This is a genomic window from Stenotrophomonas sp. YJH_SMC_73, assembly GCF_059370155.1.
On sequence record NZ_JCAFTJ010000004.1, the window covers coordinates 331,303 to 356,498 of the forward strand.

A 25,196-nucleotide genomic window follows, 5' to 3' on the forward strand; every position below is an offset into this window, starting at 1 on the left:
GCGGCGCAGGGGGATAAGGGTCGTCGTCCATAAGGTGCGCCCGAAGGCGCGCTGGCATCTTAGCAAAGGGGCATGGCAGGGTGGCAACCGCCTGTTCAGGTTGGGGGTTCCAAGGCCTCGAAAGGGGGCGGGGATACCCGTGATGGTCATCTAGCCGTCATAATTCCATCTGGTGCCGTCCTTCCCGCGACGGCTGACAGGTTTCTCAATGTTCTCTCTGCAGACCATTTTCGGTTCCGGCAAACAGTTCTACACCCTGCTCGATGAGGCTGCCGTCGCGGCTTCCGACGCCGCCAAGGCGCTGCATTCCATGCTGCGCGAGGCCGACCGCCAGCCCGCGCTGGACGCCTTCAAGCTGGCCCGCCTGCGCGAACGCGCGGCCTCGGACAAGATCAGCCAGGCGCTGGTAGACAGCTTCATGACCCCGATCGAGCGCGAAGACATCGAAGCGCTGGGCTCGGCGCTGTACAAGATTCCCAAGCAGATCGAGAAGTTCGCCGACCGCTATTCGCTGGCCACGACGCACCTGGAGCACATCGACTTCGCGCCGCGCGCGGCGATGCTCGAACAGGCCGCCGGCGTGGTGGTGGAGATGGTGGCCGACCTGCGCCACATGAACCTGGACCGGATGACCGCGCTCAACGAGAAGCTGCGCTCGCTGGAGAACGAGGCCGACCGCCTGATGCTCGAGCTGTACCGCGACATCTACTCGGGCCGCCTGGACAACCTGCAGATGTTCCTGCTGAAGGAATTCTTCGAGATCCTGGAAAAGGCCATCGACCGCTGCCGCGAGGCTGGCGTGGTGGCGTACCAGATCGTGTTGAAGAACAGCTGACGGACGCCGCCGCATGTTGACCCTTGTCCTGGTGGTGATCCTGGCCGCGCTCGTCTTCGAGTTCATCAACGGCTTCCACGACACTGCCAACTCCATTGCCACCGTGGTGGCGACCAAGGTGCTCTCGCCCGGCTGGGCGGTGATGCTGGCCGCCTTCATGAACCTCATCGGTGCACTGACCGGTACCGCGGTGGCGCTGACCATCGCCTCGGGCCTGCTCAACACCAACGTGGTCGAGGTCACCCCGCAGGTGATCCTGTGCGCCCTGCTGGGCGGCATCATCTGGAACCTGATCACCTGGTGGAAGGGCCTGCCGTCCTCGTCCTCGCACGCCCTGATCGGTGGCCTCTGCGGCGCCGGCCTGGCTGCCGCCCACAACAACTGGGACGCGCTGATCTGGTCCGAGCGCCTGGGCAGCTGGGCGCAGAACAAGGGCCTGCTGTGGAAGGTGTTCGTGCCGATGATCACCTCGCCGATCGCCGGCTTCCTGCTCGGCATCGTGGTGATGGTGCTGCTGTGGGCGCTGATCGCCGGCCTGGCCAAGATCGGTGGTGCCATCGGCCGCCTGGCGCGTCCGCGCATCGTCAACGCCTTCTTCGGCAAGGCGCAGATCGCCTCGGCGGCCTACATGGGCTTCGCCCACGGCCACAACGACGCGCAGAAGACCATGGGCATCATCGCCATGACCCTGATCGGTGCCGAAGCCACCGGCGCATTGAACGACCTGCCGTCCTGGCTGGCCTTCATGCACCCGGACGCGCATGCCGGTGACGGCATCGCGATGTGGATCGTGCTCACCTGCGCGGTGGTGATGGCGGCCGGTACCGCTTCGGGCGGCTGGAAGATCATCAAGACCCTGGGCCACAAGATGGTCAAGCTGCACCCGATCCACGGCTTCGCCGCGGAGACCAGCTCGGCCACCATCCTGACCCTGGCGGCCCACTTCGGCATGCCGGTCTCGACCACGCACAGCATCTCCACCGCGATCATGGGCGTCGGCTTCGCCAAGAACCCGCGCTCGCTGAAGTTCGGCGTGATCGAGCGCATCGTCTGGGCCTGGATCCTGACCATCCCGGCGGCCGGTGGCTGTGCGTACCTGATCCTGAAGCTGTTCGAGCTGTTCGGCTGGACCTGATCGCCACGCCAGGGTTGCAAACGAAAAAGCCCGCCGTATCAGGCGGGCTTTTTCATGGGCAAGAATTTTCCGCACCCACCGTGTCGACCAAGGTCGACACCTACCAGAGCAGAACCAGGGTCAGGGCCCGTTGCCAAGCAACGGGATCCGCCCCCGTGCCGACCAACGGTCGGCACCCACCAACAGCCGTCAGGAAGCCAGCTTTTGCAGTTGCCGTTGCCGTTGCCGTTGCCGTGGCTGCCAGCGGGTGCCGGGCCGCAGGCCCGGCCAAACCCCTCAATTACGCTGGAACAACGCCTGTACATCCTTGCGGAACGCCGCCTGGCTGTCCGCCCGGCTGTAGAACATGTGCCCGCCCGGATAACTGCGCACCTGCACCCGGTCCGGATTGCTGCCCATCGTCGGCATCTGGTCCACGGTCAGGATCGAGCCCATGAACGGGCACGACAGGTCGTTCCAGCCATGCACGATCAGCACCTGCAGATGCGGGTCGATCGCCACCGCCTGGCGCAGCTGGGTCACCGCACCCTGGCGCAGTTCGCCATTGCGGTCCCACAGCCGGTTCACGTCGTAGTTCAGCGCCTGGTAGCGCGCATCTACTTTCCAGCCGACCACGCGCGTCACGAAGTCGACCATCGCCGTGGTGGTCGGCGCGATGATGCTGTCCAGCAGTGGGTCGTTGGCGCGCTGCTCCGGATCATTCGGGAACGGATCGAACGCGGTCACGTTGGAGTCGTAGCGGCTGCCCAGCGTGCCCTTGTCGCGGAACACTTCACGCAGGTAGGCCTGGGTCTCCAGGCGCCCGCCAGCGCGGCGCACGAACTGCGGGTCCAGTCCGGTCAGCGCGGTGACCCGGCGCAGCATGGCTTCCGTAGCCTGCGGATCGCTGCGGCCCTTCATCAACGCGGTGGCGTAATCGCCACGGGTGTACTCCACCACCTCGCGCATCGCCGCATCGGTCAGCTTGCCCTGGCGCTCCAGGTGCGCCGCGGCGATCGACGGCAGCGTCTGCATCCACGCCATCGGCGAGACATCGGCGTTGTCTTCCAGGGTCGGGCTCAGGTAGGGCGAGACCAGCACCAGTCCGTTCATTGCCACGCCCAGCCGGGTCTGCAGGAAGTGGGTGATGCGCGGGCCGCGGTAGCCACCGTAGCTCTCGCCGGTCAGGTACTTGCGCGAGGCCATGCGCTGGTTGCGCAGCAGCCAGTCGTAGATCGAGCGCGACAGGTATTCGACGTCGGCACTGGGGTTGTAGAGCGCTTTCTTGGCTTCATCGTCGCCGATCCGCGCGCCGCTGAAGCCGGTACCGACCGGATCGATGAACACCAGATCGGTGAAGTCCAGCCAGGTGCCCGGGTTGTCGTGCAGGGTGGCCGGCGCCGATGCGCTGTCACCCTCTGAGCCGAAGGTCACCACCTTGGGCCCGATCGCGCCCATGTTGAGATACACCGACGACGCACCGGGGCCGCCATTGAGCGCGAAGGTCACCGGCCGGTCCTTGCCCGGCATCGTGTAGGCGGTGAACACCACATCGGCGATCACCTTGCCCTTGGCATCGCGTACCGGCAGGGTGCCGACGGTGGCGGTGTAGTCCAGGGTGCGGCCGGCCAGGCGCATGCTCTGGCGGGCCGAGGCGTCGGCGGGCAGCGCAGGCGCTTCGGTCTTGTCGTCTTTCGGGTCGGGCTTGCCCTCGGCGTCGGGCGCGGCCAGCACGCTGGCAGGGGCGATGAGCAGGCCGACGCAGAGCGCGGCAGTGTGCAGCAGGGACTTCATGGCACCGGTTCGGCAGCGGAAGGGGGTTCCGATGCTAGGCCGGTGGCGGGCCATGCCGTATGTGTCCAAAGGCATGGCCGTGCGTTGAGCCCGCTACTGGCCAGATTGGGTCAAGCGGGGAGGGTGGCTGCGGCGTCGTCATCGGCCAGCAGGCCGTAGACGGCCGAGTCGGCCAGCTGCCCCTGGATGCGCCAGCGCTGGCGCAGCACCCCCTCGCGGTGGAAGCCCAGGCGTTCCAGCACGTGCGCGGACGGCGCATTGCGCGGGTCGATCTCGGCTTCCACCCGGTGCAGGTGCAGGGTGCGGAACAGGTAGGCCAGTACCTGTTGCAGGGCCTCGTGCATATAGCCCTGGCCCTGGCGATCGGGTGCCAGCAGGTAGCCGATCTCGGCGCGCGCCGCATCGCGGTCCATCGCGAATACCACGCAGATGCCCAGCAGCGGACCTTCCAGCGACTCGCGCACGGCCAGCTTCAGCTGGGTGCCGATGGCATGGGCGGCGAGGTCATCGTCGATCTGCTCGCGCGCTTCGGCCAGTCGCGTCCAGGCTGGATGGTTCCACCATCGCATGACATCCGGGTTGGACTGCAGCGTGAACAGCGCGGCGGCGTCGTCACGACGGATCGGGCTCAGGACCAGCCGTGCACTGTGCAGCGGCAGGCCGGGGAACAGCAGCGAGTGGCTGGCCAATACGATGGTCCACACGGGTGGACGCGCATTATGGCGCTGCCGGGTTTGCCGATGGGGGCGGATGGGGTCGGAGCGCATGGGGTCGGATCCGTTTCCTGACAGGAAACGGCTCTGACCCCACTGCCGCCAACCGGGTCAGAGCCCTTTCCTGCGGAAAGGGATCCGACCCCGCTCCGGATCAGACTTCCAGCGAAGCCAGGTCGCCCTTCGACTCCAGCCAGCCCTTGCGGTCGGACGCGCGCTTCTTGGCCAGCAGCATGTCCATCAGCGAACGGGTCTGCTCGCCATCGTCCACGGTCAGCTGCACCAGGCGGCGCGTATCCGGATGGATGGTCGACTCGCGCAGCTGGTTCGGGTTCATCTCGCCCAGGCCCTTGAAGCGGGTGACGTTGACTGCGCCCTTGATCTTCTCGCGCTCGATCTTGTCCAGCATCGAACGCTTCTCTTCCTCATCCAGGGCGTAGAACACCTGCTTGCCCACGTCGATGCGGAACAGCGGCGGCATTGCCACGAACACGTGGCCGGCATCGACCAGCGCCGGGAAATGCCTGAGGAACAGCGCGGTCAGCAGGGTGGCGATATGCAGGCCGTCGGAGTCCGCGTCGGCCAGGATCACCACCTTGCCGTAGCGCAGGCCGGTGATGTCGTCCTTGCCGGGGTCGCAGCCGATGGCCACGGCCAGGTTGTGCACTTCTTCGGAGGCCAGCACGCTGTTGGACGACACTTCCCAGGTGTTGAGGATCTTGCCGCGCAGCGGCAGGATCGCCTGGAAATCCTTGTCGCGCGCCTGCTTGGCGCTGCCGCCTGCCGAGTCACCTTCCACCAGGAACAGCTCGGTGCGCGACAGGTCCTGGCTGATGCAGTCGGCCAGCTTGCCAGGCAGGGCCGGGCCCTGCGTGACCTTCTTGCGGACGACCAGCTTCTCGGTCTTCAGGCGCGCACTGGCGCGCTCGATGGCGATCTGCGCGATCTTCTCGCCCAGCTCCACGTTCTGGTTCAGCAACAGGCTGAACGCATCGTGCGCGGCGCCCTCTACAAAGCCGGCGGCCTGGCGCGAGGACAGGCGTTCCTTGGTCTGGCCGCTGAACTGCGGGTCGGTCATCTTCAGCGACAGCACGAACGACACCCGGTCCCACACGTCTTCCGGGGCCAGCTTGACGCCGCGTGGCAGCAGGTTGCGGAAGTCGCAGAACTCGCGCAGCGCCTCGGTCAGGCCGGTACGCAGGCCGTTGACGTGGGTGCCATGCTGGGCGGTCGGAATCAGGTTGACATAGCTTTCCTGGACCAGCTCACCTTCCGGCAGCCAGGCCACGGCCCAGTCCACCACCTCGGTGTCCTTCTTGAGGTTGCCGACGAACAGGTCGGCCGGCAGCGATTCGCGATCGCCCAGTTCCAGCTTCAGGTAGTCGCGCAGGCCGTCTTCGTAGTACCAGGTATCGACTTCACCGGTGGCTTCGTCGGTCAGCTTGACGGTCAGGCCCGGGCACAGCACGGCCTTGGCGCGCAGCAGGTGCTTCAACGCGCGCACTGCGAACTTGGGCGTGTCGAAGTACTTCGGGTCCGGCCAGAAGCGCACGCGGGTACCGGTGTTCTTCTTGCCGACGGTGCCGACCACCTCCAGCGGCGTGGCGCGGTCGCCATTGCGGAAGGTGATGCGGTGTTCGGCACCTTCGCGCTTGATGTGCACCTCCACCAGGGTCGACAGCGCGTTGACCACGCTGACGCCGACGCCATGCAGGCCGCCGGAGAAGGTGTAGTTGTTGTTGCTGAACTTGCCGCCTGCATGCAGGCGGGTGAGGATCAGTTCGACGCCCGGGATCTTCTCTTCCGGATGGATGTCCACCGGCATGCCGCGGCCGTCATCGCTGACCTCCACGCTGCCGTCCTTGTACAGGGTGATCTCGATCGAGCGGGCATGGCCGGCGAGGGCCTCGTCCACCGAGTTGTCGATCACTTCCTGCGCCAGGTGGTTCGGGCGCGCGGTGTCGGTATACATGCCGGGACGGCGCTTGACCGGGTCAAGGCCGGACAGGACTTCAATATCGGCGGCGTTATAGCGGGCGTTCATCTATCTTCTAAAGCGCGGAGCGACGCGCAAGTGTGCGGTCTGGACGGCGATTTTGCACGCCTGCGGTTCAGCCTCGGCGCCGGGGAGGGGGTAAAATGGCAGCCGCTGGAATCTGAACGCCGGCGGCCCCATCGGGTCGAAACATCCAAGCCATACCGCGAGGAGGACCTCATGAAGAAGTTGCTGACCGTTGCAATCCTGGCCGCTGCCGCCGTTGCAGTGCCGCTGGTGGTGGCGCAGAACGCGGGCCAGCCGGCCCCGCAGCAGGGTGACCAGGCCGACAAGGCGCAGGCCGAGGCCGATGCCAAGGCCAAGCGTCGTGCCCAGGCCAATGCCGAAATGAAGGCGCAGGGCCAGCCGGCCCCGCAGAAGGAAGAAGAGGAAGAAGCGCGCAAGAAGCGCTGATCCCGCAACCTGCCAAGCGCCCTTGCAACAAGGGGCGCGCAACGGAACGCCCCGCTCAGCGGGGCGTTTCTTTTTAGGAACGTGGCGTCTGCCCCTTGGGTTGGCGGCCATCAATCTGTAAACTATGGCTTTCCGGGAGTAAGTGCGTGTCCACCCTTTGCGAATGGGCTGGAGCGGCCAAGCGTGGCTTCCAGCATGGCGGGTCGCAGGTGACGGTCGATTTGGCCGGCACGGCCGCCCCGACCTCGCACGATGGTCCCCGTCCGGCGCCTGCCGCCGCACGGATCCGCACCTCCCTCGCTGTCCCAGCGAACCGGAAAACCCCCTCCGAGCACCATGCCCGCCCTCCGGGTGCGCGTGGTGTTGCCGTGTTCCATTTCCAGACAGGATGCTTGCAGCCATGACTCCCTTGATTTTCGTAACCGGCGGCGTGGTGTCCTCGCTCGGCAAAGGCATTGCCGCCGCGTCGCTGGCCGCCATTCTCGAAGCCCGTGGCCTGAAGGTCACGATGATGAAGCTCGACCCGTACATCAACGTCGACCCGGGCACCATGAGCCCGTTCCAGCACGGTGAGGTGTATGTCACCGACGACGGCGCCGAGACCGACCTCGACCTGGGCCACTACGAGCGCTTCGTGCGCACCCGCCTGAGCCGCAAGAACTCGGTCACCACCGGCCGCATCTACGAGAACGTGATCCGCAAGGAGCGCCGCGGCGACTACCTGGGCGCGACCGTGCAGGTCATTCCGCACATCACCGACGAGATCCGCCGCTGCGTCGACGAAGCCACCGAAGGCTACGACGTGGCACTGGTCGAGATCGGTGGCACCGTCGGCGACATCGAGTCGCTGCCGTTCCTGGAAGCGATCCGCCAGGTGCGCACCGAGCGTGGCCCGGAGAAGGCGCTGTTCATGCACCTCACCCTGGTGCCGTACATCGGCGCCGCCGGTGAGCTGAAGACCAAGCCGACCCAGCATTCGGTGAAGGAGCTGCGTTCGATCGGCATCCAGCCGGACGTGCTGCTGTGCCGTTCCGAGCAGGCCGTGCCGGATTCGGAGCGCCGCAAGATCGCCCAGTTCACCAACGTCTCCGAGCGCGCAGTGATCAGCGTGCCGGACGTGGACGTGCTGTATCGCATTCCGTCGGGCCTGCACGCGCAGGGCCTGGACGAGATCGTGGTCAACCAGCTGAAGCTGGCCGACAAGGCCGGTCCGGTCGATCTGTCGATGTGGGAGGACGCAGTCGATGCGACCCTGCATCCGCTGGATGAAGTGACCATCGCCGTGGTCGGCAAGTACGTGGATCACCAGGATGCCTACAAGTCGGTCGGCGAAGCACTGAAGCACGGCGGCCTGCGCCAGCGCACCAAGGTCAACCTGAAGTGGCTGGAAGCACAGGATCTGGAAGGCACCGACATGGCCGCACTGGCCGATGTCGACGGCATCCTGGTGCCGGGTGGCTTCGGTGACCGTGGTTTCGAAGGCAAGGTGCTGACCTCGAAGTTCGCCCGCGAGCAGCACGTGCCGTACTTCGGCATCTGCTACGGCATGCAGGCGGCCGTCGTCGATTACGCGCGCAACGTGGTCGGCCTGGAAGGCGCCAACAGCACCGAGAACGACCGCCAGTCGCCGAACCCGGTGATCGGCCTGATCACCGAATGGCGCACCGCCACCGGCGATGTCGAGAAGCGTGACGACAAGAGCGACCTCGGCGGCACCATGCGCCTGGGCCTGCAGGAACAGCGCCTGAAGCCGGGCACGCTGGCCCGTGAGCTGTACGGCAAGGACGTCGTCGCCGAGCGCCACCGCCACCGCTACGAGTTCAACAACCGTTACCGCACCCAGCTGGAAGATGCCGGCCTGGTGATCGCCGGCAAGTCGATGGACGACACCCTGGTGGAAGTGGTCGAACTGCCGCGCGACGCGCATCCGTGGTTCCTGGCCTGCCAGGCACACCCGGAATTCCTGTCCACGCCGCGTGACGGCCACCCGCTGTTCATCGGTTTCATCCGTGCCGCGCGCGAGCGCAAGGCCGGCGGCAAGCTGCTTTCCGAAGCGCGCGCCTGACTTGTGAATGGGGGCTTCGGCCCCCATCCTGCATGCTTCAACCCCCAGCGCACCGGCCCGGCCGGTGCTGCGGACAACAAGGAAACGCCATGAAACTGTGTGGATTCGAGGTCGGGCTGGACCAGCCCCTGTTCCTGATCGCCGGCCCCTGCGTGATCGAGTCGATGCAGCTGCAGCTCGATACCGCCGGCAAGCTGAAGGAAGTCACCGACAAGCTCGGCGTCAACTTCATCTTCAAGTCCAGCTTCGACAAGGCCAACCGCACCTCGGGCACCGCGTTCCGCGGCCCGGGCATGGAAGAGGGCCTGAAGGTCCTGGCCGAGGTCAGGAAGCAGATCGGCGTGCCGGTGCTGACCGACGTCCATGAGTACACCCCGATGGACGAAGTGGCCTCGGTGGTGGATGTGCTGCAGACCCCGGCGTTCCTGGTCCGCCAGACCGACTTCATCCGCAAGGTGTGCTCGGCCGGCAAGCCGGTCAACATCAAGAAGGGCCAGTTCCTGGCGCCCTGGGACATGAAGCCGGTCGTGGAGAAGGCCAAGGCCACCGGCAACGAGCAGATCATGGTCTGCGAGCGCGGTGCCAGCTTCGGCTACAACAACCTGGTCAGCGACATGCGCTCGCTGGCGGTGATGCGTGATACCGGTTGCCCGGTGGTGTTCGATGCCACCCACTCGGTGCAGTTGCCGGGCGGGCAGGGCACCAGTTCCGGTGGCCAGCGTGAGCACGTGCCGGTGCTGGCCCGTGCTGCCGTCGCGGTGGGCATCTCCGGCCTGTTCGCCGAGACCCATCCGGATCCGTCCAAGGCCCTGTCCGATGGCCCCAACGCGTGGCCGCTGGACCAGATGGAAGCGCTGCTCGAGACCCTGATGGAGCTCGACGCGGTGACCAAGAAGCACGGCTTCTCGCGCTTCGCGTGAGTCGTGACCCGAGGGTGGCGCTGGAAGCCCAGCGTCATCGCCGGCACTGGAAACAGTGGCCCTGGGGCCTGATCGCACTGGGCCTGGCCGTGCTGTTCACCGTGGGCATGTTTGGCCTGGTGCTGATCGGTGCGGCGTCGGTGCGCCCCCCGGGTGATGGCAGCAGCGCGCTTGATCTGCGTGCGTATTTCACTGCGCTGCTGGTCGCGGAGCTGCTCGGTGCCGCGGGCTGCCTCGCGGCCGCGGTGCTGGCCTGGCGGCTGAATCGCGGCAAGGTGGCGGCTGGCTTTGCGATCATCCTGCTTTCGCTGTGGCTCGGCGCCCTGTTCTACGGATTGCTTTGATGAATACGAGCACGTCGGCGCGCGGCTGGCCCTGGGGCCTGGTCGCGCTGGGGCTGTCCGTGCTCGCCTGGGCGTCCCTGCTGCTGGGAGTAATGGCCTTTGCGGCCAGCTTCGGCTCGCCGGGTGACGGAAACCATGGCATCCAGGCCATGCAGTACTGGATCGTGGCCGCGCTGGTCGCGCTGGGTGTGTCTTTCGTCGGCAGCCTGGTGGCGATGGTGCTCGCCTGGCGACGCCGTCGTGGACCCGTCGCGGCGGCGGTGGCCGGTGCGTTGCTGGTGATGCTGGTGTCGCTGGCCCTGATCGTGATCGGGTCCAGCCGGGGCTGATGCCGCCCAGGCCATTTGGCAAGTGGCGGGCAGCCGGGGATAATCACGCGGCATTCGTTTTGTCGCCCCCTCTCCAGACAGGTAACCGGCCCGACCATGAGTACGATCCGCAGCATCCACGCCCGTGAAATCCTTGACAGCCGTGGCAACCCCACGCTGGAAGCCGAAGTCATCCTGGAGGACGGTTCGTTCGGTCGTGCCGCGGTTCCCTCCGGCGCCTCGACCGGCACCAAGGAAGCGGTCGAGCTGCGTGACGGTGACAAGACCCGTTATCTGGGCAAGGGCGTGCGCAAGGCCGTCGACAACGTCAACACCACGATTGCCGCCGCGCTGAAGGGCTTTGAGGCCACCGACCAGGCCGGCCTCGACCGTCGCCTGATCGATCTGGACGGCACCGAGAACAAGGGCCGCCTGGGTGCCAACGCGCTGCTGGGTGTTTCGATGGCCGCCGCGCATGCCGCCGCTGCATCGAACAAGCAGGCACTGTGGCAGTACTTGGCCGCCAGGACCGGCGTGACCCCGGCGCTGCCGGTGCCGATGATGAACATCATCAATGGCGGCGCGCATGCCGACAACAACGTCGACTTCCAGGAGTTCATGGTGCTGCCGGTTGGCTTCACCTCGTTCTCCGAAGCGCTGCGTGCCGGTACCGAAATCTTCCATTCGCTGAAGTCGGTGCTGAAGGGCCATGGCCTGAGCACCGCGGTCGGCGACGAAGGTGGCTTCGCGCCGGACTTCCGCAGCAACGTCGAAGCGCTGGACACCATTCTCGAAGCGATCGGCAAGGCGGGCTACACCGCCGGTGAAGACGTGCTGCTGGGCCTGGACGTGGCCTCCAGCGAGTTCTTCGAGAACGGCAAGTACAACCTGGTCGGCGAGAACAAGCGCCTGACCTCCGAGCAGTTCGTCGACTTCCTCGCCGACTGGGCCGCGCAGTACCCGATCATCACGATTGAAGATGGCCTGGCAGAGAACGACTGGGCCGGCTGGAAGCTGCTGACCGACCGTATCGGCAAGAAGGTGCAGCTGGTTGGCGACGACCTGTTCGTGACCAACCCGAAGATCTTCCAGGAAGGCATCGACTCGGGCACCGCCAACGCGATCCTGATCAAGGTCAACCAGATCGGCACCCTCAGCGAAACCCTGGAAGCGATCGCCATGGCCGATCGTGCCGGCTACGCCGCCGTGGTCTCGCACCGTTCGGGCGAAACCGAAGACACCACCATCGCCGACATCGCAGTGGCCACAACCGCCACCCAGATCAAGACCGGTTCGCTGTGCCGCAGCGATCGCGTGGCCAAGTACAACCAGCTGCTGCGCATCGAGGAAGCCCTCGGCGCCGGCGCGCGTTACGCCGGTCGTGACGCGTTCGTTTCGCTGAAGCGCTGAGCCGATGCGCGACTGGCGCTGGATGCTGCTGGTGCTGGCCCTGTTGCTGGGCTGGCTGCAGTACCGCTTCTGGTTTGGTCCGGGCAATTCGGGTGAAGTGATGATGCTCGAAGCCCAGGTCGCCAACCAGGAGCGGGACAATGAGGGCCTGCAGCAGCGCAATGATGCGCTCGCTGCGGAAGTGAAGGACCTCAAGGAAGGCCAGTCCGCCATCGAGGAACGCGCGCGCAGCGAGCTGGGCATGATCAAGCCCGGCGAGAAGTTCTATCGCGTGGTCGAGGATGCGCCGGTGCACCCGGCGCAGCCTGCGGCAGGTGTCAGTGCGCAGGTTGGCGACCACCCGGCGGACGTGCCATGAGTGCGGCGATCTGGGTCGTGGTTCCGGCTGCTGGCCGTGGCACCCGCTTTGGCGCGCCGTTGCCCAAGCAGTACCTGCAGGCGGGCGGGCAGATCCTGCTCGCCCATACCCTGGACGCCCTGCTGGCGCATCCGGCCGTAGCCGGGGCAATGGTAGTGATCAGCCCGGACGACGCCGACTGGCCCGGCTGGAACGAGTGGGCGGGCAAGCCGGTGCTGACCTGCATCGGTGGCGCGACCCGTGCCGCTTCGGTGCTGGCTGGCCTGCAGGCGCTGCCGGAGACGGTGCGCGCTGATGAATTCGTGCTGGTCCACGATGCCGCGCGGCCGAACCTGTCGCTGGCCGACCTTGGTCGCCTGCTTGAAGTCGGTCGTGCCGATCCGGTCGGGGCGATCCTGGCCGCACCGGTACGCGACACCCTCAAGCGTGCGGGCGACGACGGTGGCATCGATGGCACCGAGCCGCGCGAGCGGCTGTGGCGCGCACTGACACCACAACTGTTCCGCCGCCACCAGCTCAGCCGCGCGCTGTCCGAAGCCGCCGCCGCCGGTGTTGAAGTCACCGATGAGGCCATGGCCATGGAGCGCCAAGGCCAGCGCCCGCTGCTGGTCGAGGGCAGCGAGGACAACTTCAAGGTCACCACCCCGGCCGATCTGGACCGGTTCGAATTCGTACTTTCCCGCCGCGCCGGCTGACCGTCCGCGCGGCCCTGCAGCAAGGGTTGCATCCATGAGCACCGCACCGTTCCCGCCCGTCCGCATCGGCCAGGGCTACGACGTCCATGCCTTCGGTGAAGGCGACCACATCATGCTTGGCGGGGTGAACGTGCCGCACAGCTGCGGCGTGCTTGCACACAGCGACGGCGACGTGATCTTGCACGCCCTGTGCGATGCGATGCTCGGCGCGCTGGCGCTGGGTGACATCGGCCAGCATTTCCCGCCCAGTGACGACCGCTGGAAGGGCGCCGACAGCAGCGAGTTCGTGCGCCACTGCGACAGCCTGCTGCGCGAGCGCGGCTGGCGCGTCGGCAACACCGACATCACCGTGATCTGCGAGCGTCCGAAGGTCGGCCCGCATGCGCTGGCCATGCGTGAGCGCATCGGTGGGTTGCTGCAGCTGCCGCTGGACGCGGTCAGCGTCAAGGCCACCACCTCGGAGAAGCTGGGCTTCACCGGCCGTGGTGAAGGCATCGCCGCGCAGGCGGTCGTGTTGCTGGTGGCGGCATGATCCCGCTGCCGTTGGCGTTTGGTGCGCCGTTGTTGACGGCGCGCATCCGCACCACGCCGGACGATTTCCAGGTGGATGAACTGCCGGCGTTCGAGGCGAGCGGTGAAGGCGAGCATCTGCTGCTGCACATCCGCAAGCGCGGCGCCAACACCGTGCATGTGGCCAAGGTGCTGGCAAAATGGGCGGGCCTGCCGGAAATGGCGGTGAGTTACGCCGGCATGAAAGACCGCCACGCGGTCACCACCCAGCGTTTCAGCGTGCACCTGCCCAAGCGCATTGCGCCGGACCTGGCCGAGTTGGCCAGTGACGAAATCGAAGTCATCGAGGCAACCTGGCACAACCGCAAGCTGCAGCGCGGCGCACTGGCCGGCAACCGCTTCAAGCTGGTGCTGCGCGAGGTGCAGGGCGATCCCGCCGCGATCAGCGAGCGCCTGCAGCAGATTGCCGCGCGCGGCCTGCCGAACTGGTTTGGTGAACAGCGTTTCGGCCGCGACGGTGGCAACGTGCCGGCTGCACTGGCGATGTTCGGTGGCCGCCGCATGCGCAAGGACCAGCGTTCGCTGCTGCTCTCTGCAGCCCGTTCGGCGCTGTTCAACCGCGTGCTGGCCGCGCGCGTGGAGCAGGGCAGCTGGGACCAGCCGCTCGATGGCGAAGTCTGGATGCTCGATGGCAGTCGCAGCGTGTTCGGCCCCGAGCCGTACACGGATGTGCTGGCCGAGCGGCTGGCGCGTTTCGACATCCATCCCAGCGCGCCGTTGTGGGGCGAAGGCGAGCTGCGCAGTGCCGACGCGGCACGTGAGCTGGAGCTGGCCGCGCTGGACGACGACGAGTCGAAAGCACTGCGGGCCGGCCTGGAAGATGCGCGCCTGAAGCAGGAGCGCCGCGCGTTGCGCCTGCGTCCGGCGCTGCTGCAGCACCAGTGGCTGGCCGACGACGTGCTGGAACTGTCGTTCGCGTTGCCGCCAGGCTGCTACGCCACCGCCGTGCTGCACGAACTCGGCCCCGTCGAAGACGCCTCGCAGGCCTGACAGAAAAAAGGGGACGGAGGGAATTAAGTCGTTTGTGGCACAAACGACTTAATTCCCTCCGTCCCCTTTTCAACGCCGCGCCAGCAGCACCAGTACCGCGCCGGTGCCGCCTTGTCCGGTCGGTGCCGAATGGAATGCCAGCACGTCGTTGCGCAGCCGCAGCAGGCGATCGACCAGGTTCTTCAGCACCGGTGCGCCGCCATCGGACTGCAGTCCCTTGCCGTGGATGATGCGCACGCAGCCGTACTCGTGTGCATGCGCTTCCAGCAGGAACTGGCGCAGCAGGGCTTCGGCCTGTGCGGCGGTGGCGCCGTGCAGATCCAGTTCGTCCTGCACCGAGTACTGGCCGCGCTTGAGGCGCTGGAACAGGCGTGGTGGCAGGTTGTCGCGGCGATAGCTGGCCACGTCGCCGGCTTCCAGTGGCGCACTGTCGCGCAGCAGCCGGGCGAACTCGCCGGCCGCTTCGGCCTCGTCACGTTCGGCCATGCGCGCACGCGGTTTCGGCCGGGGCGCGGCAGGTGCCGGCTCGGCATCCTTGCGCAGCGGCTTCACTTCGCCGATGGCCGCACGGAACAAGGCGGCCGGATCTTCGTCATCAGGGTGCGACATGCGCACAGGGTAAACCGCCGGCGCAGGTCTGCCTATGACGGTTCGATGTCGGCCGTGACCGCTGACAGGGTAGGACCGGCGGCCCGCATGCGGCACAATAGACGATGCCCTTGCAGGGTCGACCGCTTCCGCAGGGGAGCGCGACGGTCCCGCCCACACTGCACGGTGATGGAATCGAATTCTTGGAAAATCAAGCGGTTAAATCGAAGATGCGAATCCTGGTCAGCAATGACGATGGTGTCGACGCCGCAGGCATCCGGATGCTTGCCGCGGTCCTGCGCGAGGCCGGTCACGAAGTCACGGTGGTTGCGCCCGACCGCGATCGCTCCGGCGCCAGCAACTCGCTGACCCTGGACCTGCCGATCCGGCTCAAGCGCATCGACCATTACACCGTTTCGGTGGCCGGTACACCCACCGACTGCGTGCACCTGGCGCTGACCGGCCTGCTTGAATTCGAGCCTGACATTGTCGTGTCCGGCATCAACAACGCTGCCAACCTCGGCGACGACGTGATCTATTCCGGCACCGTCTCGGCGGCGATGGAAGGTCGCTTCCTCGGCCTGCCGGCGGTGGCGGTCTCGCTGGTCAGCCGCAACCACGATCCGAAGCACTTCGAGACCGCCGCGCGTGCTGCGGTGGAGATTGTCGCCCGGCTCAAGGCCGATCCGCTGCCGGCCGACACCATCCTCAACGTCAACGTGCCGGACCTGCCGTGGAGCGAGGTCAAGGGCTTCGAGGTCACCCGCCTCGGCAACCGCCATCGTGCCGAAGGCTGCATCGCGCAGAAGGATCCGCGCGGCAACGAGGTGTACTGGATCGGCCCTGCCGGCCGTGAGCAGGATTCCGGTCCCGGTACCGATTTCCACGCGGTGCGCACCGGCCACATCTCGATCACCCCGATCCAGGTCGACCTCACCCGCTACCAGGCGCTGGAGAAGGTCGCCAGCTGGGTCGGCGGCCTCAGCGCCGCGCTGGACCAGCCGGCATGAGCCCACGCCTGCGATTGCAGCCGGAAGCCGTCGGTATCGGCATGACCTCGCAGCGCGTGCGTGACCGCCTGGTCGACCGCCTGCGCGAAGCCGGCATCGTCGACGAGCCGACCTTGAACGCGATCCGGGTGGTGCCGCGCCATCTGTTCATCGATGAAGCCCTGGCCTCGCGTGCCTATGAAGACACCGCGCTGCCGATCGGCCATGGCCAGACCATCTCGCAGCCCTGGGTGGTTGCGCGGATGACCGAGGCAGTGCTGCAGGTCTCGCCGAAGCGGGTGCTGGAAGTCGGCACCGGTTCCGGTTACCAGGCCGCCATCCTTGGCGCGTTGGGCCTGGAGGTCTACACCGTGGAGCGCATTGGTGATCTGCTGCGCCAGGCCCGCAAGCGCTTCCGTGCGCTGGGCATGAACATCCGCACCAAGCACGACGACGGCCGCGTCGGCTGGGCCGAGCACGGCCCGTTCGATGCCATCGTGGTCACTGCGGCGGCGCCGGCACTGGTCGACGCCCTGATCGAGCAGCTGGCCGAAGGCGGCCGCCTGGTGGCGCCGGTCGGTGGCCCTGGGGCGCAGTCGCTGGTACAGCTGGACCGCAAGGCCGACGGCAGCATCGAACAACACGTGCTGGCGCCGGTCACGTTCGTGCCGCTGCTGTCTGGCATGCTCGACTAATCCACGGAGCAGGGTTGCATGAAGATTTTCGGGCCGCTGTACGAGCGGGCGATGAAGTGGGCGGCGCACGAACGCGCGCCGACCTACCTGACGGTATTGAGCTTCTTCGAGGCGATCATCTTCCCGGTGATGCCGGAGGTGATGCTGGCGCCGATGTGCGTGGCCCAGCCCAAGCGCGGCTGGTGGTTTGCCACCCTCAGCCTGGCCGGCTCGATGGTCGGTGCGCTGGTCGGCTACGCGCTGGGTCACTACGCTTTCGAGGCGATCAAGCCGCTGTTTGAAGTGCTGGGCATGCTGCCGGCGATCGAGCAGGGCATCACCACCGTGCAGGCGAAGATGGCCGAATCGCCGTGGGCGGTGTTCACCTTCCTGGTGCTGGGCGGCTTCATGCCCATCCCGATGAAGGTCTTCACGTGGGCATCGGGTATCGTCGGCGTACCGATGCCGCAGTACCTGTTGAGCATGCTGATCGGTCGCGGCAAGCGCGTGTTCGTGCTGGCTGCGGTCATCCGTATCGGTGGTGCGCGTGCTGAAGCGGCACTGCGTCGCTGGATTGAACCGCTGGGCTGGATCGCCACCGCGTTGGTGGTGGTGCTGATCGCCTGGCTTGTATGGAGGTCGAAGTTCGCATGAGTCCTGATCGTCTGAGCAAGGGAGTGCGCATCGGCGCGCTGGTGTTGCTGGTTTCCACCCTGGCCGCCTGCGGCACCGCCACTGTGGTTCGTCCTGGTGGTGGCAGCACCGGTGGTGGCGTGACCACGCCGAAGACCTCGGTGCCCAAGCCCGGGCAGACCGTGGTGGTGCGCAAGGGCGACACCATCTATGCGCTGGCCCGCATCCATGACATCACCCCGGCCGACCTGATTGCCTGGAACAGCCTGGACAACCCCTCGACCATCCATCCGGGGCAGGTGATCCGGCTGTATCCGGCCGGTGCCAGCGGCGGCCGCGCGCCGACCACGGTGGTCACCGCGCCGCGCCCGGGTGTCAGCAGCGCCGGCAGCACGGCGCCAACTCCGGCGCCGGCCGGTCCGGTGAAGAGCAACATCGCCTGGCGCTGGCCGGCCGACGGCGCGATCGTCGGCCGCTACGTTGCCGGCGATGCGACCAAGCAGGGCGTGGACATCGCCGGTACCAGCGGCCAGCCGGTCAAGGCCACCGCCAACGGTGTGGTGGTGTACTCCGGCGCCGGCCTGGTCGGCTACGGCGAGCTGATCATCATCAAGCACAGCGACCAGTGGCTGTCGGCCTATGGCCACAACCGCAAGCGCCTGGTGAATGAAGGGCAGAGCGTGAAGGCCGGTGAGCAGATCGCCGAGATGGGCCGCACCGGTGCGAACCGCGACATGGTCCACTTCGAGATCCGCTACAACGGCAAGCCGGTCGACCCGCAGCAGTACCTGCCGGCGCGCTGATCGTCGATTCATAATCCGGGCGGATCCCCGGCCCGGCGCAGCGCGCCGGGCGTTCGCCGACGGTGCGGCCCATGGGCCGCAAACACCGCCGGCTCACCCGCTACAACGGCAAGCCGGTCGACCCGCAGCAATACCTGCCGGCGCGCTGAGGCAGTGGGATCAGGTGGCGCCGGGCAATGCTCGGCGTTCCCGACCTGTAGCGTCGAGCCATGCTCCACTCGCTGTACGCTGGCCGCCGTGGGTGGCCGTTTGCGACCTTGAGTGGCACATCTCAAGCTTCCCGACAAGCCAGGGAAGCGGCATGCTTCAACGGAACCAGCCTCCCGATCCGGTGCCGCATGTCTCGCCCAACAGCCCTTTTCGCGCTGCTCATCGTCGCGCCGTTGGCGACCGCCGCCAGCGATCCACGTGACGTGGTCACCCGCCTCTACGACGCCATCCAGGCGCCGCAGTCGAACGAAACGGCGATTGCTCCGCTGCTGGGTGATGCCCTCCGCTCAGCCATCGATGCGCAGCGTGCATATGAACAGGCCTGCACCGCACTGGCCGCGCCCGACGAGAAGCCGCACATGCTCGACCAGAGCCCGTATCTGTTGGCGCCGGACCGGCCGGAGACGATAACGGTGGGAGCGCCCGGATCGAGCGGTGACGCCACCTGGGTCCATGTCGACATGGCCCTGGGCGACTATCGCTGGACCGACCGGGTCCTGCTGCAGCGGCAGGGCCCGGACTGGAAGGTCATGGATATCCGCTGGGGGCAGGGTGGCAACCTGATCGGTCGGCTGCAGGCGTTCTCCGCGTTCCGCTGCACACCTTCGGGCAGCTAGTGCCCGGGCGCACCCGGCGGCTCGAACTCAGCCTTCCAGGATGAAGGCGGCCGCGACCTTGCGGCCTTCGCCGGCCAGAATGTTGAAGGTGCGCGCGGCGGCCGGATTGTTCATCACCTCCAGGCCGATGCCACGCGACAGACAGGCGGCCATCACCACCGCGGGCGGGAATACCTGACGGTCTCCCGTGCCGAGCACGATCAGCGCCGGATTCAGCGCCAGGATCGGCTCCAGGTCCGCCAACTGCAGCGCGGCGGCACTTGCCACCGGCCAGTGCGTGACCAGTTGGTCCGGGGTGAGGAAGAAACTGCCGCCCAGCACTTGGTCATTCACCTTGGCCGAGCGGCCATCTGCGGCACGCAGGCTGTAGGCGTAATCCGGCGGTTCGTGGTTCAGCTGCATGACGGTAGGACGATCAGCCGCGCGGCAGCACGATCTGGCGCTGTTCCTTGCTCGGGCGGTACAGCACCGCGACGTGGCCGATGCGCTGCACCAGCGCGCTTTCGGTGGCTTCGACGATCTCGCCGATCATCGCGTCACGGGCGTCGCGATCCTCTGCGGCGACCTTCACCTTGACCAGTTCGTGGCGCTCCAGCACTTCGTTCAGCTCAGCGATGAAGGCTGGGGTCACACCCTTGCCGCCGGTCTGCAGCAGGGCCTTCAGGTCGTGGGCTTGGCCGCGCAGGAAACGGGTCTGGGAGGCGGTCAGGGCGATGGACATGCAGGAAAACACGGTTGAATGGGACGATCAGGGTATCATGAGGACCCCATCAGCCCCTATTTTCAATGGCTACCCGCAGCAAAAGCAGCCAGCGCTGGCTCAAGGAACACTTCTCCGACCCCTTCGTGAAGAAGGCGCAGGCCGAGGGCATGCGCTCGCGCGCCGCCTACAAGCTCGAGGAGCTGCTAGAACGTGACCGCCTGCTGAAGCCGCACATGGTGGTGGTCGACCTTGGCGCGGCCCCCGGCGGCTGGTCTCAGCAGGTTCGGAGACAGATCGGGGACACCGGTCGTGTGCTGGCGCTGGACATCCTGGACATGCCGCCGCTGGCCGGCGTGGAGTTCCTTCATGGTGACTTCAGGGAAGAAGCCGTCCTATCGCAGTTTGAAGCCATGCTCGGGGATCAGCCGGTAGACCTTGTGCTGTCGGACATGGCCCCCAATAAGAGTGGTGTAGGCGCGGTCGACCAGCCGCGGATGATGCACCTGGCGGAGCTGGCCCTGGATTTTGCCGACAACCACCTGAAGACCGGTGGGGCGTTCCTGATCAAGCTGTTCCAGGGTGAGGGCTTTGACGACTACGTGCGCGACATGCGCCGCCGTTACGACAAGGTCTCCATCCGCAAGCCGGAGGCGTCGCGCAAGCGCTCTCCCGAGGTGTATGCCTTGGGTCAGGGAAAACGCGCCCACATGAAGTAAGCTCGCAACGTACGCAAGTTCGACCCCAACGCAACGCCAGCACTGAGAGGAACACCGGAGCCAATGAGGATGAACGACTTGACCAAGAACCTCCTGCTATGGGTGGTCGTCGCCGTCGTGCTGATGGTGGTCTTCCAGAGCTTCTCGCCGAAGTCCTCCGGGGCCGGCGCGCAGGGCGCGTCGTACTCGCAGTTCCTGGACCAGGTGGACAGCGGCAACGTGCAGAAGGTCGCCTTCGGCGGCGACATGCGCGGCGGCACCAGCCAGCTGACCTACACCACCCGCGGTGGGCAGTCGTCCACCATCACCGCGCCGTTCGATCGTGACCTGATCAACGTGCTGCGCACCAAGAACGTGGAGATCGTGCAGGAGGAGCCGTCCAGCGGCATTTCCCTGGGCGCGATCCTGATGAATTTCCTGCCGGTCATCCTGATCATCGGCTTCTGGCTGTTCATCATGCGCCAGATGCAGGGCGGTGGTGGCGGTGCCAAGGGCGCGATGTCCTTCGGCAAGTCGCGCGCCAAGCTGCAGGGCGAGGACCAGATCAAGGTCACCTTCGCCGACGTCGCCGGCTGCGACGAGGCCAAGGAAGAAGTGGGCGAGCTGGTCGACTTCCTGCGCGACCCGTCCAAGTTCACCAAGCTGGGCGGCAAGATTCCGCGCGGCGTGCTGATGGTGGGCCCGCCGGGTACCGGCAAGACGCTGCTGGCCAAGGCCATTGCCGGCGAAGCCAAGGTGCCGTTCTTCTCGATCTCCGGTTCGGACTTCGTGGAAATGTTCGTCGGCGTGGGCGCCAGCCGCGTGCGTGACATGTTCGAGCAGGCCAAGAAGCACGCCCCGTGCATCATCTTCATCGACGAAATCGACGCCGTCGGTCGCCACCGTGGCGCCGGCCTGGGCGGCGGTCATGACGAGCGCGAGCAGACCCTGAACCAGCTGCTGGTCGAGATGGACGGTTTTGAAGGCGGCGAAGGCGTGATCGTGATCGCCGCGACCAACCGTCCGGACGTGCTGGATCCGGCGCTGCTGCGTCCGGGCCGTTTCGACCGCCAGGTGGTGGTCGGCCTGCCGGACGTGAAGGGCCGCGAGCACATCCTGAAGGTCCACATGCGCAAGCTGCCGCTGGCCGACGATGTCGAGCCGATGGTGATCGCACGTGGTACCCCGGGCTTCTCCGGCGCCGACCTGGCCAACCTCTGCAACGAGGCGGCCCTGTTCGCCGCGCGCGGCAACGAGAAGGAAGTCCGCATGGACCACTTCGACCGTGCCCGCGACAAGATCCTGATGGGTGCCGAGCGCCGCTCGATGGCCATGAGCGAGGACGAGAAAACCCTGACCGCGTACCACGAAGCGGGTCACGCCATCGTCGGCCGCCTGGTGCCCGAGCACGATCCGGTCTACAAGGTCACCATCATTCCGCGCGGCCGTGCGCTGGGCGTGACGATGTACCTGCCGGAAGGCGACAAGTACTCGATGAACCGCGTGGCGATCCAGTCGCAGCTGTGCTCCCTGTACGGCGGCCGTGTCGCCGAAGAGCTGATCTTCGGCGAGGACAAGGTCACCACCGGCGCCTCCAACGACATCGAGCGCGCAACCAAGATGGCCCGCAACATGGTCACCAAGTGGGGCCTGTCGGAGCAGCTCGGCCCGATCGCCTATGGCGAAGAGGACGACGAGGTGTTCCTGGGGCGTTCGGTCACCCAGCACAAGAGCGTGTCCAACGACACGGCGCGCCGGATCGACGAGGAAGTGCGCAACATCCTCGACAAGGCCTATGCCCGCACCACCCAGCTGTTGACCGAGAACATCGACAAGCTGCATGCGATGTCGCAGCTGCTGCTGCAGTACGAGACCATCGACGCACCGCAGATCGACGCCATCATGGAAGGCCGCGATCCGCCGCCGCCGGCGGGCTGGAGCAAGTCGAACAAGGACGGTGGCAACGACAAGGGCGGCGACGCCCGCCCGCTGCCGCCGATCGCAGGCCCGGCCGAATCGCATTGACGGCCCGCTGCACGTAACACCAGACGAGGCCGGGGAAACCCGGCCTTGTTGTTTCCGGGCCTTCGGCCCCTTCCGAACCGAACTGATGCTGGAGCCTGCATGTCCGCCCCGAAGCCTGAACCGATTTCCCACACCGCCGAAATGATCATCGCCACCGTGGTCGGCGTGGGCGTAGGGCTGGGCGCCGACAACCTGCTGCTGGGCTGCGTGGTGGGTATCGGTGTCGGCATCGTGCTGAGCATCGCCAGAACCCTGTACGTGGACCGCAAGCGCCGCCGCCGTTGAGGGGTGTCCGCAGGGCTGCGCCCTGCACCCGCGGTAGTGCCGGCCGCTGGCCGGCAACCTCAGCAGCAACAGCAACAGCAACAGCAACAGCTGCATTCCGCGATTTGGTGGGGCGGTGTCGGAGGGCGGGGACGCCTTGAACCCATCCATGGGGGCTTGGCAGCCGCATCCATACGGCTGACACCCCGCCCTCCGACACCGCCCCACCTCTGACAGATTCCGGCCGCTGTTGGCAGGTGTCGACCTTGGTCGACACGGTAGATCCACGCCATGCGTGGATGAATCTCTGTCAGATATCGAATCAATTCGGGGTCAGATCCGTTTTCCGTAGGAAAACGGATCTGACCCCACGCCATCCCTCAGTACACCTGCTGTTGCTTCGGCTGTTGCTTCAGCTGTTGCTGTAGCCCGGGCCTCTGCGGGTGCAGGGCGCCGCCCTGCCGAACTAAACTACCCGCCGTCGTCCCTGCAGGATTGCCCATGTTCGATACCTCGCCCCAGCTCGATTGCGCCGGCCGCATCCTGCGCCTCGACCGTGCCCGGGTCATGGGCATCGTCAACGTCACCCCGGACTCCTTCTCCGATGGCGGCGCGCATGACACCACCGAGGCTGCGGTCGCCCATGGCCTGAAGCTGGTCGAGGAGGGCGCCGACCTGCTCGATATCGGCGGCGAATCGACCCGCCCGGGCGCTGCGCCGGTCTCGGTCGAGGAGGAACTGCGCCGGGTGATTCCGGTAATCGAGCAGCTGGCCGCCCGCACCCGGGTGCCGATCAGCATCGATACCTTCAAGCCGGAGGTGATGCGCGCGGCGGTGGCCGCTGGCGCCGGCATGATCAACGACATCTTCGCCCTGCGCCAGGGCGGTGCGCTTGAAGCTGCCGCCGAAACCGGCGTGCCGGTGGTGCTGATGCACATGCAGGGCGAGCCGGGCCACATGCAGGCCGATCCGCACTACGACGACGTGGTCGCCGAGGTGCATGGTTTCCTGGTGCAGCGCCTGTTCGCTGCCGAGATGGCGGGCATTGCGAAGAAGAACCTGCTGATCGACCTTGGTTTTGGCTTCGGCAAGAGCACCGCCCACAACATGACCCTGCTGGCGCGTTCGGAGCGCTTCCTGGAACTGGGGGTGCCGGTGCTGGCCGGCCTGTCACGCAAGCGCAGCCTGGGAGAACTCACTGGCCGCGACACGCCCTCCGAACGCGTGGCGGCTTCGGTGGCCGCGCACCTGATCGCGGTCCAACGTGGCGCGCGCATCGTGCGCGTGCATGACGTGGCGGCCACCGTCGATGCGCTGAAGATCTGGCAGGCAGTGGAGGCCGTGCCGACGCCGCGTGCCGACGCTGCGCCGACGATCCGCTGGCCGGACGAAGACTGATGGGCGTCGATCGGCGGCCGCTGGCGATCGCCGTGATGGGGCCGACCGCCAGTGGCAAGACCGCCACCGCAATCGCTTTGGCACAGCAACTGGACGGCGAAATCGTCAGCGTCGATTCGGCGCTGGTATACCGCCACCTGGACATCGGCTCGGCCAAGCCTGATGCGGCCGAGCGTGCACAGGCGCCGCACCATCTGCTGGACCTGCGCGATCCCTGGCAGACCTATTCGGCGGCCGAGTTCGCCGCCGATGCCGGCCGGGTCGTGGCCGACATCGTGGCACGCGGCAAAACGCCGATCCTGGCAGGTGGCACGGGGCTGTACTTCCGGGCCCTGCTGCAGGGCCTGTCGCCGATGCCGGAGGCCGACCCGGTGATGCGCGAAGCACTCAGCACCGAGGCGGCCGAGCGGGGCTGGGCGGCATTGCACGCAGAGCTGGCCGAGGTCGATCCGGCCGCCGCCGCACGCATCCATGCCACCGACCCGCAACGCATCCAGCGGGCACTGGAGGTCTATCGCCTGACCGGCACGCCCATCACTGAATGGCAGCGCCGTCCGGGCGTAGCGCCGCTGCCGGTGCGCACCCTCAAGCTGATCCTGGCCCCGCGTGACCGCGCGGTACTGCACCAGCGCATCGAGGCGCGCTTCGACACCATGCTGGCGCAGGGCTTCCTGGACGAAGTGCGGGCACTGCGCGCGATGCCGGAAATGGCCGCCGTGGAGGCCGCGTTGGACCTGCCGGCGGTGCGTGCGGTCGGCTATCGCCAGGCCTGGGAGTACCTGGACGGGGAGGGTGATGCCGCCCGTTTCCGTGACAAGGCGATCTTCGCCACCCGCCAGCTGGCCAAGCGCCAGCTGACGTGGCTGCGCGGCGAGCTTGATGCGCGCTGGTTCGACCCCCATATCGACCAGGAGCGCCTTGCCGGCGCGGTGTCGGCCTTCGTCGCACGCTGAACCCCCGCCAGCCGTGTAACATCATCGGTCGGCGGGCGGCTCGGGGGCCGTGGCAACCGTCGGCAACCCAATAAGAACA

28 protein-coding genes are annotated in these 25,196 nt (G+C 66.8%); 22 read left to right on the top strand and 6 right to left on the bottom strand.

Annotated elements, in window-relative coordinates; all coding sequences use genetic code 11:
• Positions 1-208 precede the first annotated feature (208 nt).
• Together AC5P8R_RS08965 and AC5P8R_RS08970 are read left to right on the top strand one after the other, a co-directional pair.
• On the top strand, positions 209-835 hold the full coding sequence (locus AC5P8R_RS08965) for a DUF47 domain-containing protein (RefSeq protein WP_004152833.1): 627 nt from the start codon (positions 209-211) through the stop codon (positions 833-835).
• A 13-nt stretch (positions 836-848) separates the two neighbouring features.
• On the top strand, positions 849-1,970 hold the full coding sequence (locus AC5P8R_RS08970) for an inorganic phosphate transporter (protein WP_014646691.1): 1,122 nt from the start codon (positions 849-851) through the stop codon (positions 1,968-1,970).
• A gap of 276 nt (positions 1,971-2,246) precedes the next feature.
• Here the strand turns inward: AC5P8R_RS08970 and AC5P8R_RS08975 are convergent, their stop codons facing one another.
• The 3 genes from AC5P8R_RS08975 to parE form a co-directional block, all read right to left on the bottom strand.
• Positions 2,247-3,743 (bottom strand): S10 family peptidase, encoded by a 1,497-nt coding sequence (locus tag AC5P8R_RS08975; protein ID WP_495223306.1) that lies wholly within the window; start codon positions 3,741-3,743, stop codon positions 2,247-2,249.
• A 110-nt stretch (positions 3,744-3,853) separates the two neighbouring features.
• Positions 3,854-4,432 carry a GNAT family N-acetyltransferase gene (locus tag AC5P8R_RS08980; RefSeq protein WP_169410628.1) on the bottom strand — a complete coding sequence of 193 codons (579 nt, stop codon included), beginning with the start codon at positions 4,430-4,432 and terminating at the stop codon, positions 3,854-3,856.
• 178 nt (positions 4,433-4,610) lie between these two features.
• Entirely contained in the window at positions 4,611-6,500 is a 1,890-nt protein-coding gene (gene parE / locus AC5P8R_RS08985; RefSeq protein WP_014646694.1) for a DNA topoisomerase IV subunit B, read from the bottom strand.
• Between the two features lie 171 nt (positions 6,501-6,671).
• On the opposite strand from parE, the gene AC5P8R_RS08990 reads away from it, so the two are divergent.
• The 10 genes from AC5P8R_RS08990 to truD all read left to right on the top strand — a co-directional run bounded on the left by AC5P8R_RS08990 (position 6,672) and on the right by truD (position 14,565).
• A complete protein-coding gene (locus tag AC5P8R_RS08990; RefSeq protein ID WP_014646695.1) occupies positions 6,672-6,905 on the top strand; it encodes a hypothetical protein in 234 nt (77 codons plus the stop codon).
• A gap of 400 nt (positions 6,906-7,305) precedes the next feature.
• Positions 7,306-8,970: a CTP synthase gene (pyrG, locus tag AC5P8R_RS08995; protein ID WP_169410585.1), complete on the top strand. Its 1,665-nt coding sequence runs from the start codon at positions 7,306-7,308 to the stop codon at positions 8,968-8,970.
• Between the two features lie 89 nt (positions 8,971-9,059).
• Positions 9,060-9,890, top strand: coding sequence for a 3-deoxy-8-phosphooctulonate synthase (gene kdsA / locus AC5P8R_RS09000; protein ID WP_005408999.1), 831 nt, complete (start codon positions 9,060-9,062; stop codon positions 9,888-9,890).
• The gene (locus AC5P8R_RS09005) at positions 9,887-10,234 is read left to right on the top strand and encodes a hypothetical protein (RefSeq protein ID WP_495223307.1); all 348 of its coding nucleotides are present in this window, start codon (positions 9,887-9,889) and stop codon (positions 10,232-10,234) included. The genes kdsA and AC5P8R_RS09005 overlap by 4 nt, the downstream gene beginning before the upstream one ends.
• The gene (locus tag AC5P8R_RS09010; RefSeq protein ID WP_046429902.1) at positions 10,234-10,563 is read left to right on the top strand and encodes a hypothetical protein; all 330 of its coding nucleotides are present in this window, start codon (positions 10,234-10,236) and stop codon (positions 10,561-10,563) included. The genes AC5P8R_RS09005 and AC5P8R_RS09010 overlap by 1 nt, the downstream gene beginning before the upstream one ends.
• Positions 10,564-10,659: 96 nt before the next feature.
• Positions 10,660-11,952 carry a phosphopyruvate hydratase gene (gene eno, locus AC5P8R_RS09015; protein ID WP_014646700.1) on the top strand — a complete coding sequence of 431 codons (1,293 nt, stop codon included), beginning with the start codon at positions 10,660-10,662 and terminating at the stop codon, positions 11,950-11,952.
• A gap of 4 nt (positions 11,953-11,956) precedes the next feature.
• Positions 11,957-12,310 (top strand): cell division protein FtsB, encoded by a 354-nt coding sequence (gene ftsB, locus AC5P8R_RS09020; RefSeq protein ID WP_005412924.1) that lies wholly within the window; start codon positions 11,957-11,959, stop codon positions 12,308-12,310.
• On the top strand, positions 12,307-13,005 hold the full coding sequence (gene ispD / locus AC5P8R_RS09025; protein WP_260808977.1) for a 2-C-methyl-D-erythritol 4-phosphate cytidylyltransferase: 699 nt from the start codon (positions 12,307-12,309) through the stop codon (positions 13,003-13,005). Before ftsB ends, ispD begins: the two co-directional genes overlap by 4 nt.
• A 34-nt stretch (positions 13,006-13,039) precedes the next feature.
• Entirely contained in the window at positions 13,040-13,537 is a 498-nt protein-coding gene (gene ispF / locus AC5P8R_RS09030) for a 2-C-methyl-D-erythritol 2,4-cyclodiphosphate synthase (RefSeq protein WP_014646702.1), read from the top strand.
• Positions 13,534-14,565 carry a tRNA pseudouridine(13) synthase TruD gene (gene truD, locus AC5P8R_RS09035; protein WP_014646703.1) on the top strand — a complete coding sequence of 344 codons (1,032 nt, stop codon included), beginning with the start codon at positions 13,534-13,536 and terminating at the stop codon, positions 14,563-14,565. Before ispF ends, truD begins: the two co-directional genes overlap by 4 nt.
• 69 nt (positions 14,566-14,634) lie before the next feature.
• Here the strand turns inward: truD and AC5P8R_RS09040 are convergent, their stop codons facing one another.
• On the bottom strand, positions 14,635-15,174 hold the full coding sequence (locus AC5P8R_RS09040; RefSeq protein WP_032959185.1) for a Smr/MutS family protein: 540 nt from the start codon (positions 15,172-15,174) through the stop codon (positions 14,635-14,637).
• A 209-nt stretch (positions 15,175-15,383) separates the two neighbouring features.
• Here AC5P8R_RS09040 and surE point away from each other — a divergent pair, with 209 nt between their 5' ends.
• From surE to AC5P8R_RS09065, 5 genes are all read left to right on the top strand, one after another.
• A complete protein-coding gene (surE, locus tag AC5P8R_RS09045; RefSeq protein WP_032959183.1) occupies positions 15,384-16,163 on the top strand; it encodes a 5'/3'-nucleotidase SurE in 780 nt (259 codons plus the stop codon).
• Positions 16,160-16,837: a protein-L-isoaspartate(D-aspartate) O-methyltransferase gene (locus AC5P8R_RS09050; protein ID WP_014646706.1), complete on the top strand. Its 678-nt coding sequence runs from the start codon at positions 16,160-16,162 to the stop codon at positions 16,835-16,837. Before surE ends, AC5P8R_RS09050 begins: the two co-directional genes overlap by 4 nt.
• Positions 16,838-16,855: 18 nt before the next feature.
• Entirely contained in the window at positions 16,856-17,470 is a 615-nt protein-coding gene (locus AC5P8R_RS09055; RefSeq protein WP_014646707.1) for a YqaA family protein, read from the top strand.
• Positions 17,467-18,252, top strand: coding sequence for a peptidoglycan DD-metalloendopeptidase family protein (locus tag AC5P8R_RS09060; RefSeq protein WP_495223308.1), 786 nt, complete (start codon positions 17,467-17,469; stop codon positions 18,250-18,252). Before AC5P8R_RS09055 ends, AC5P8R_RS09060 begins: the two co-directional genes overlap by 4 nt.
• A 338-nt stretch (positions 18,253-18,590) precedes the next feature.
• Entirely contained in the window at positions 18,591-19,079 is a 489-nt protein-coding gene (locus AC5P8R_RS09065; protein ID WP_014646709.1) for a YqhG/Tai3 family protein, read from the top strand.
• 27 nt (positions 19,080-19,106) lie between these two features.
• Here the strand turns inward: AC5P8R_RS09065 and AC5P8R_RS09070 are convergent, their stop codons facing one another.
• Both AC5P8R_RS09070 and yhbY read right to left on the bottom strand, forming a co-directional pair.
• On the bottom strand, positions 19,107-19,481 hold the full coding sequence (locus AC5P8R_RS09070) for an Mth938-like domain-containing protein (protein WP_014646710.1): 375 nt from the start codon (positions 19,479-19,481) through the stop codon (positions 19,107-19,109).
• A 13-nt stretch (positions 19,482-19,494) separates the two neighbouring features.
• Positions 19,495-19,800, bottom strand: a complete 306-nt coding sequence (gene yhbY, locus AC5P8R_RS09075; protein ID WP_014646711.1) for a ribosome assembly RNA-binding protein YhbY — start codon at positions 19,798-19,800, stop codon at positions 19,495-19,497.
• Positions 19,801-19,865: 65 nt separating this feature from the next.
• Between yhbY and rlmE the strand changes: the two genes are divergently transcribed.
• From rlmE to miaA, 5 genes are all read left to right on the top strand, one after another.
• On the top strand, positions 19,866-20,498 hold the full coding sequence (gene rlmE / locus AC5P8R_RS09080) for a 23S rRNA (uridine(2552)-2'-O)-methyltransferase RlmE (RefSeq protein ID WP_005409014.1): 633 nt from the start codon (positions 19,866-19,868) through the stop codon (positions 20,496-20,498).
• Between the two features lie 69 nt (positions 20,499-20,567).
• Entirely contained in the window at positions 20,568-22,502 is a 1,935-nt protein-coding gene (ftsH, locus tag AC5P8R_RS09085; RefSeq protein WP_005409015.1) for an ATP-dependent zinc metalloprotease FtsH, read from the top strand.
• Between the two features lie 99 nt (positions 22,503-22,601).
• Complete coding sequence (locus AC5P8R_RS09090) at positions 22,602-22,787, top strand: hypothetical protein (protein WP_014646713.1); 186 nt, start codon at positions 22,602-22,604, stop codon at positions 22,785-22,787.
• Between the two features lie 480 nt (positions 22,788-23,267).
• Complete coding sequence (gene folP, locus AC5P8R_RS09095; RefSeq protein ID WP_049405700.1) at positions 23,268-24,164, top strand: dihydropteroate synthase; 897 nt, start codon at positions 23,268-23,270, stop codon at positions 24,162-24,164.
• The gene (miaA, locus tag AC5P8R_RS09100; protein WP_134808724.1) at positions 24,164-25,117 is read left to right on the top strand and encodes a tRNA (adenosine(37)-N6)-dimethylallyltransferase MiaA; all 954 of its coding nucleotides are present in this window, start codon (positions 24,164-24,166) and stop codon (positions 25,115-25,117) included. Before folP ends, miaA begins: the two co-directional genes overlap by 1 nt.
• Positions 25,118-25,196 lie beyond the last annotated feature (79 nt).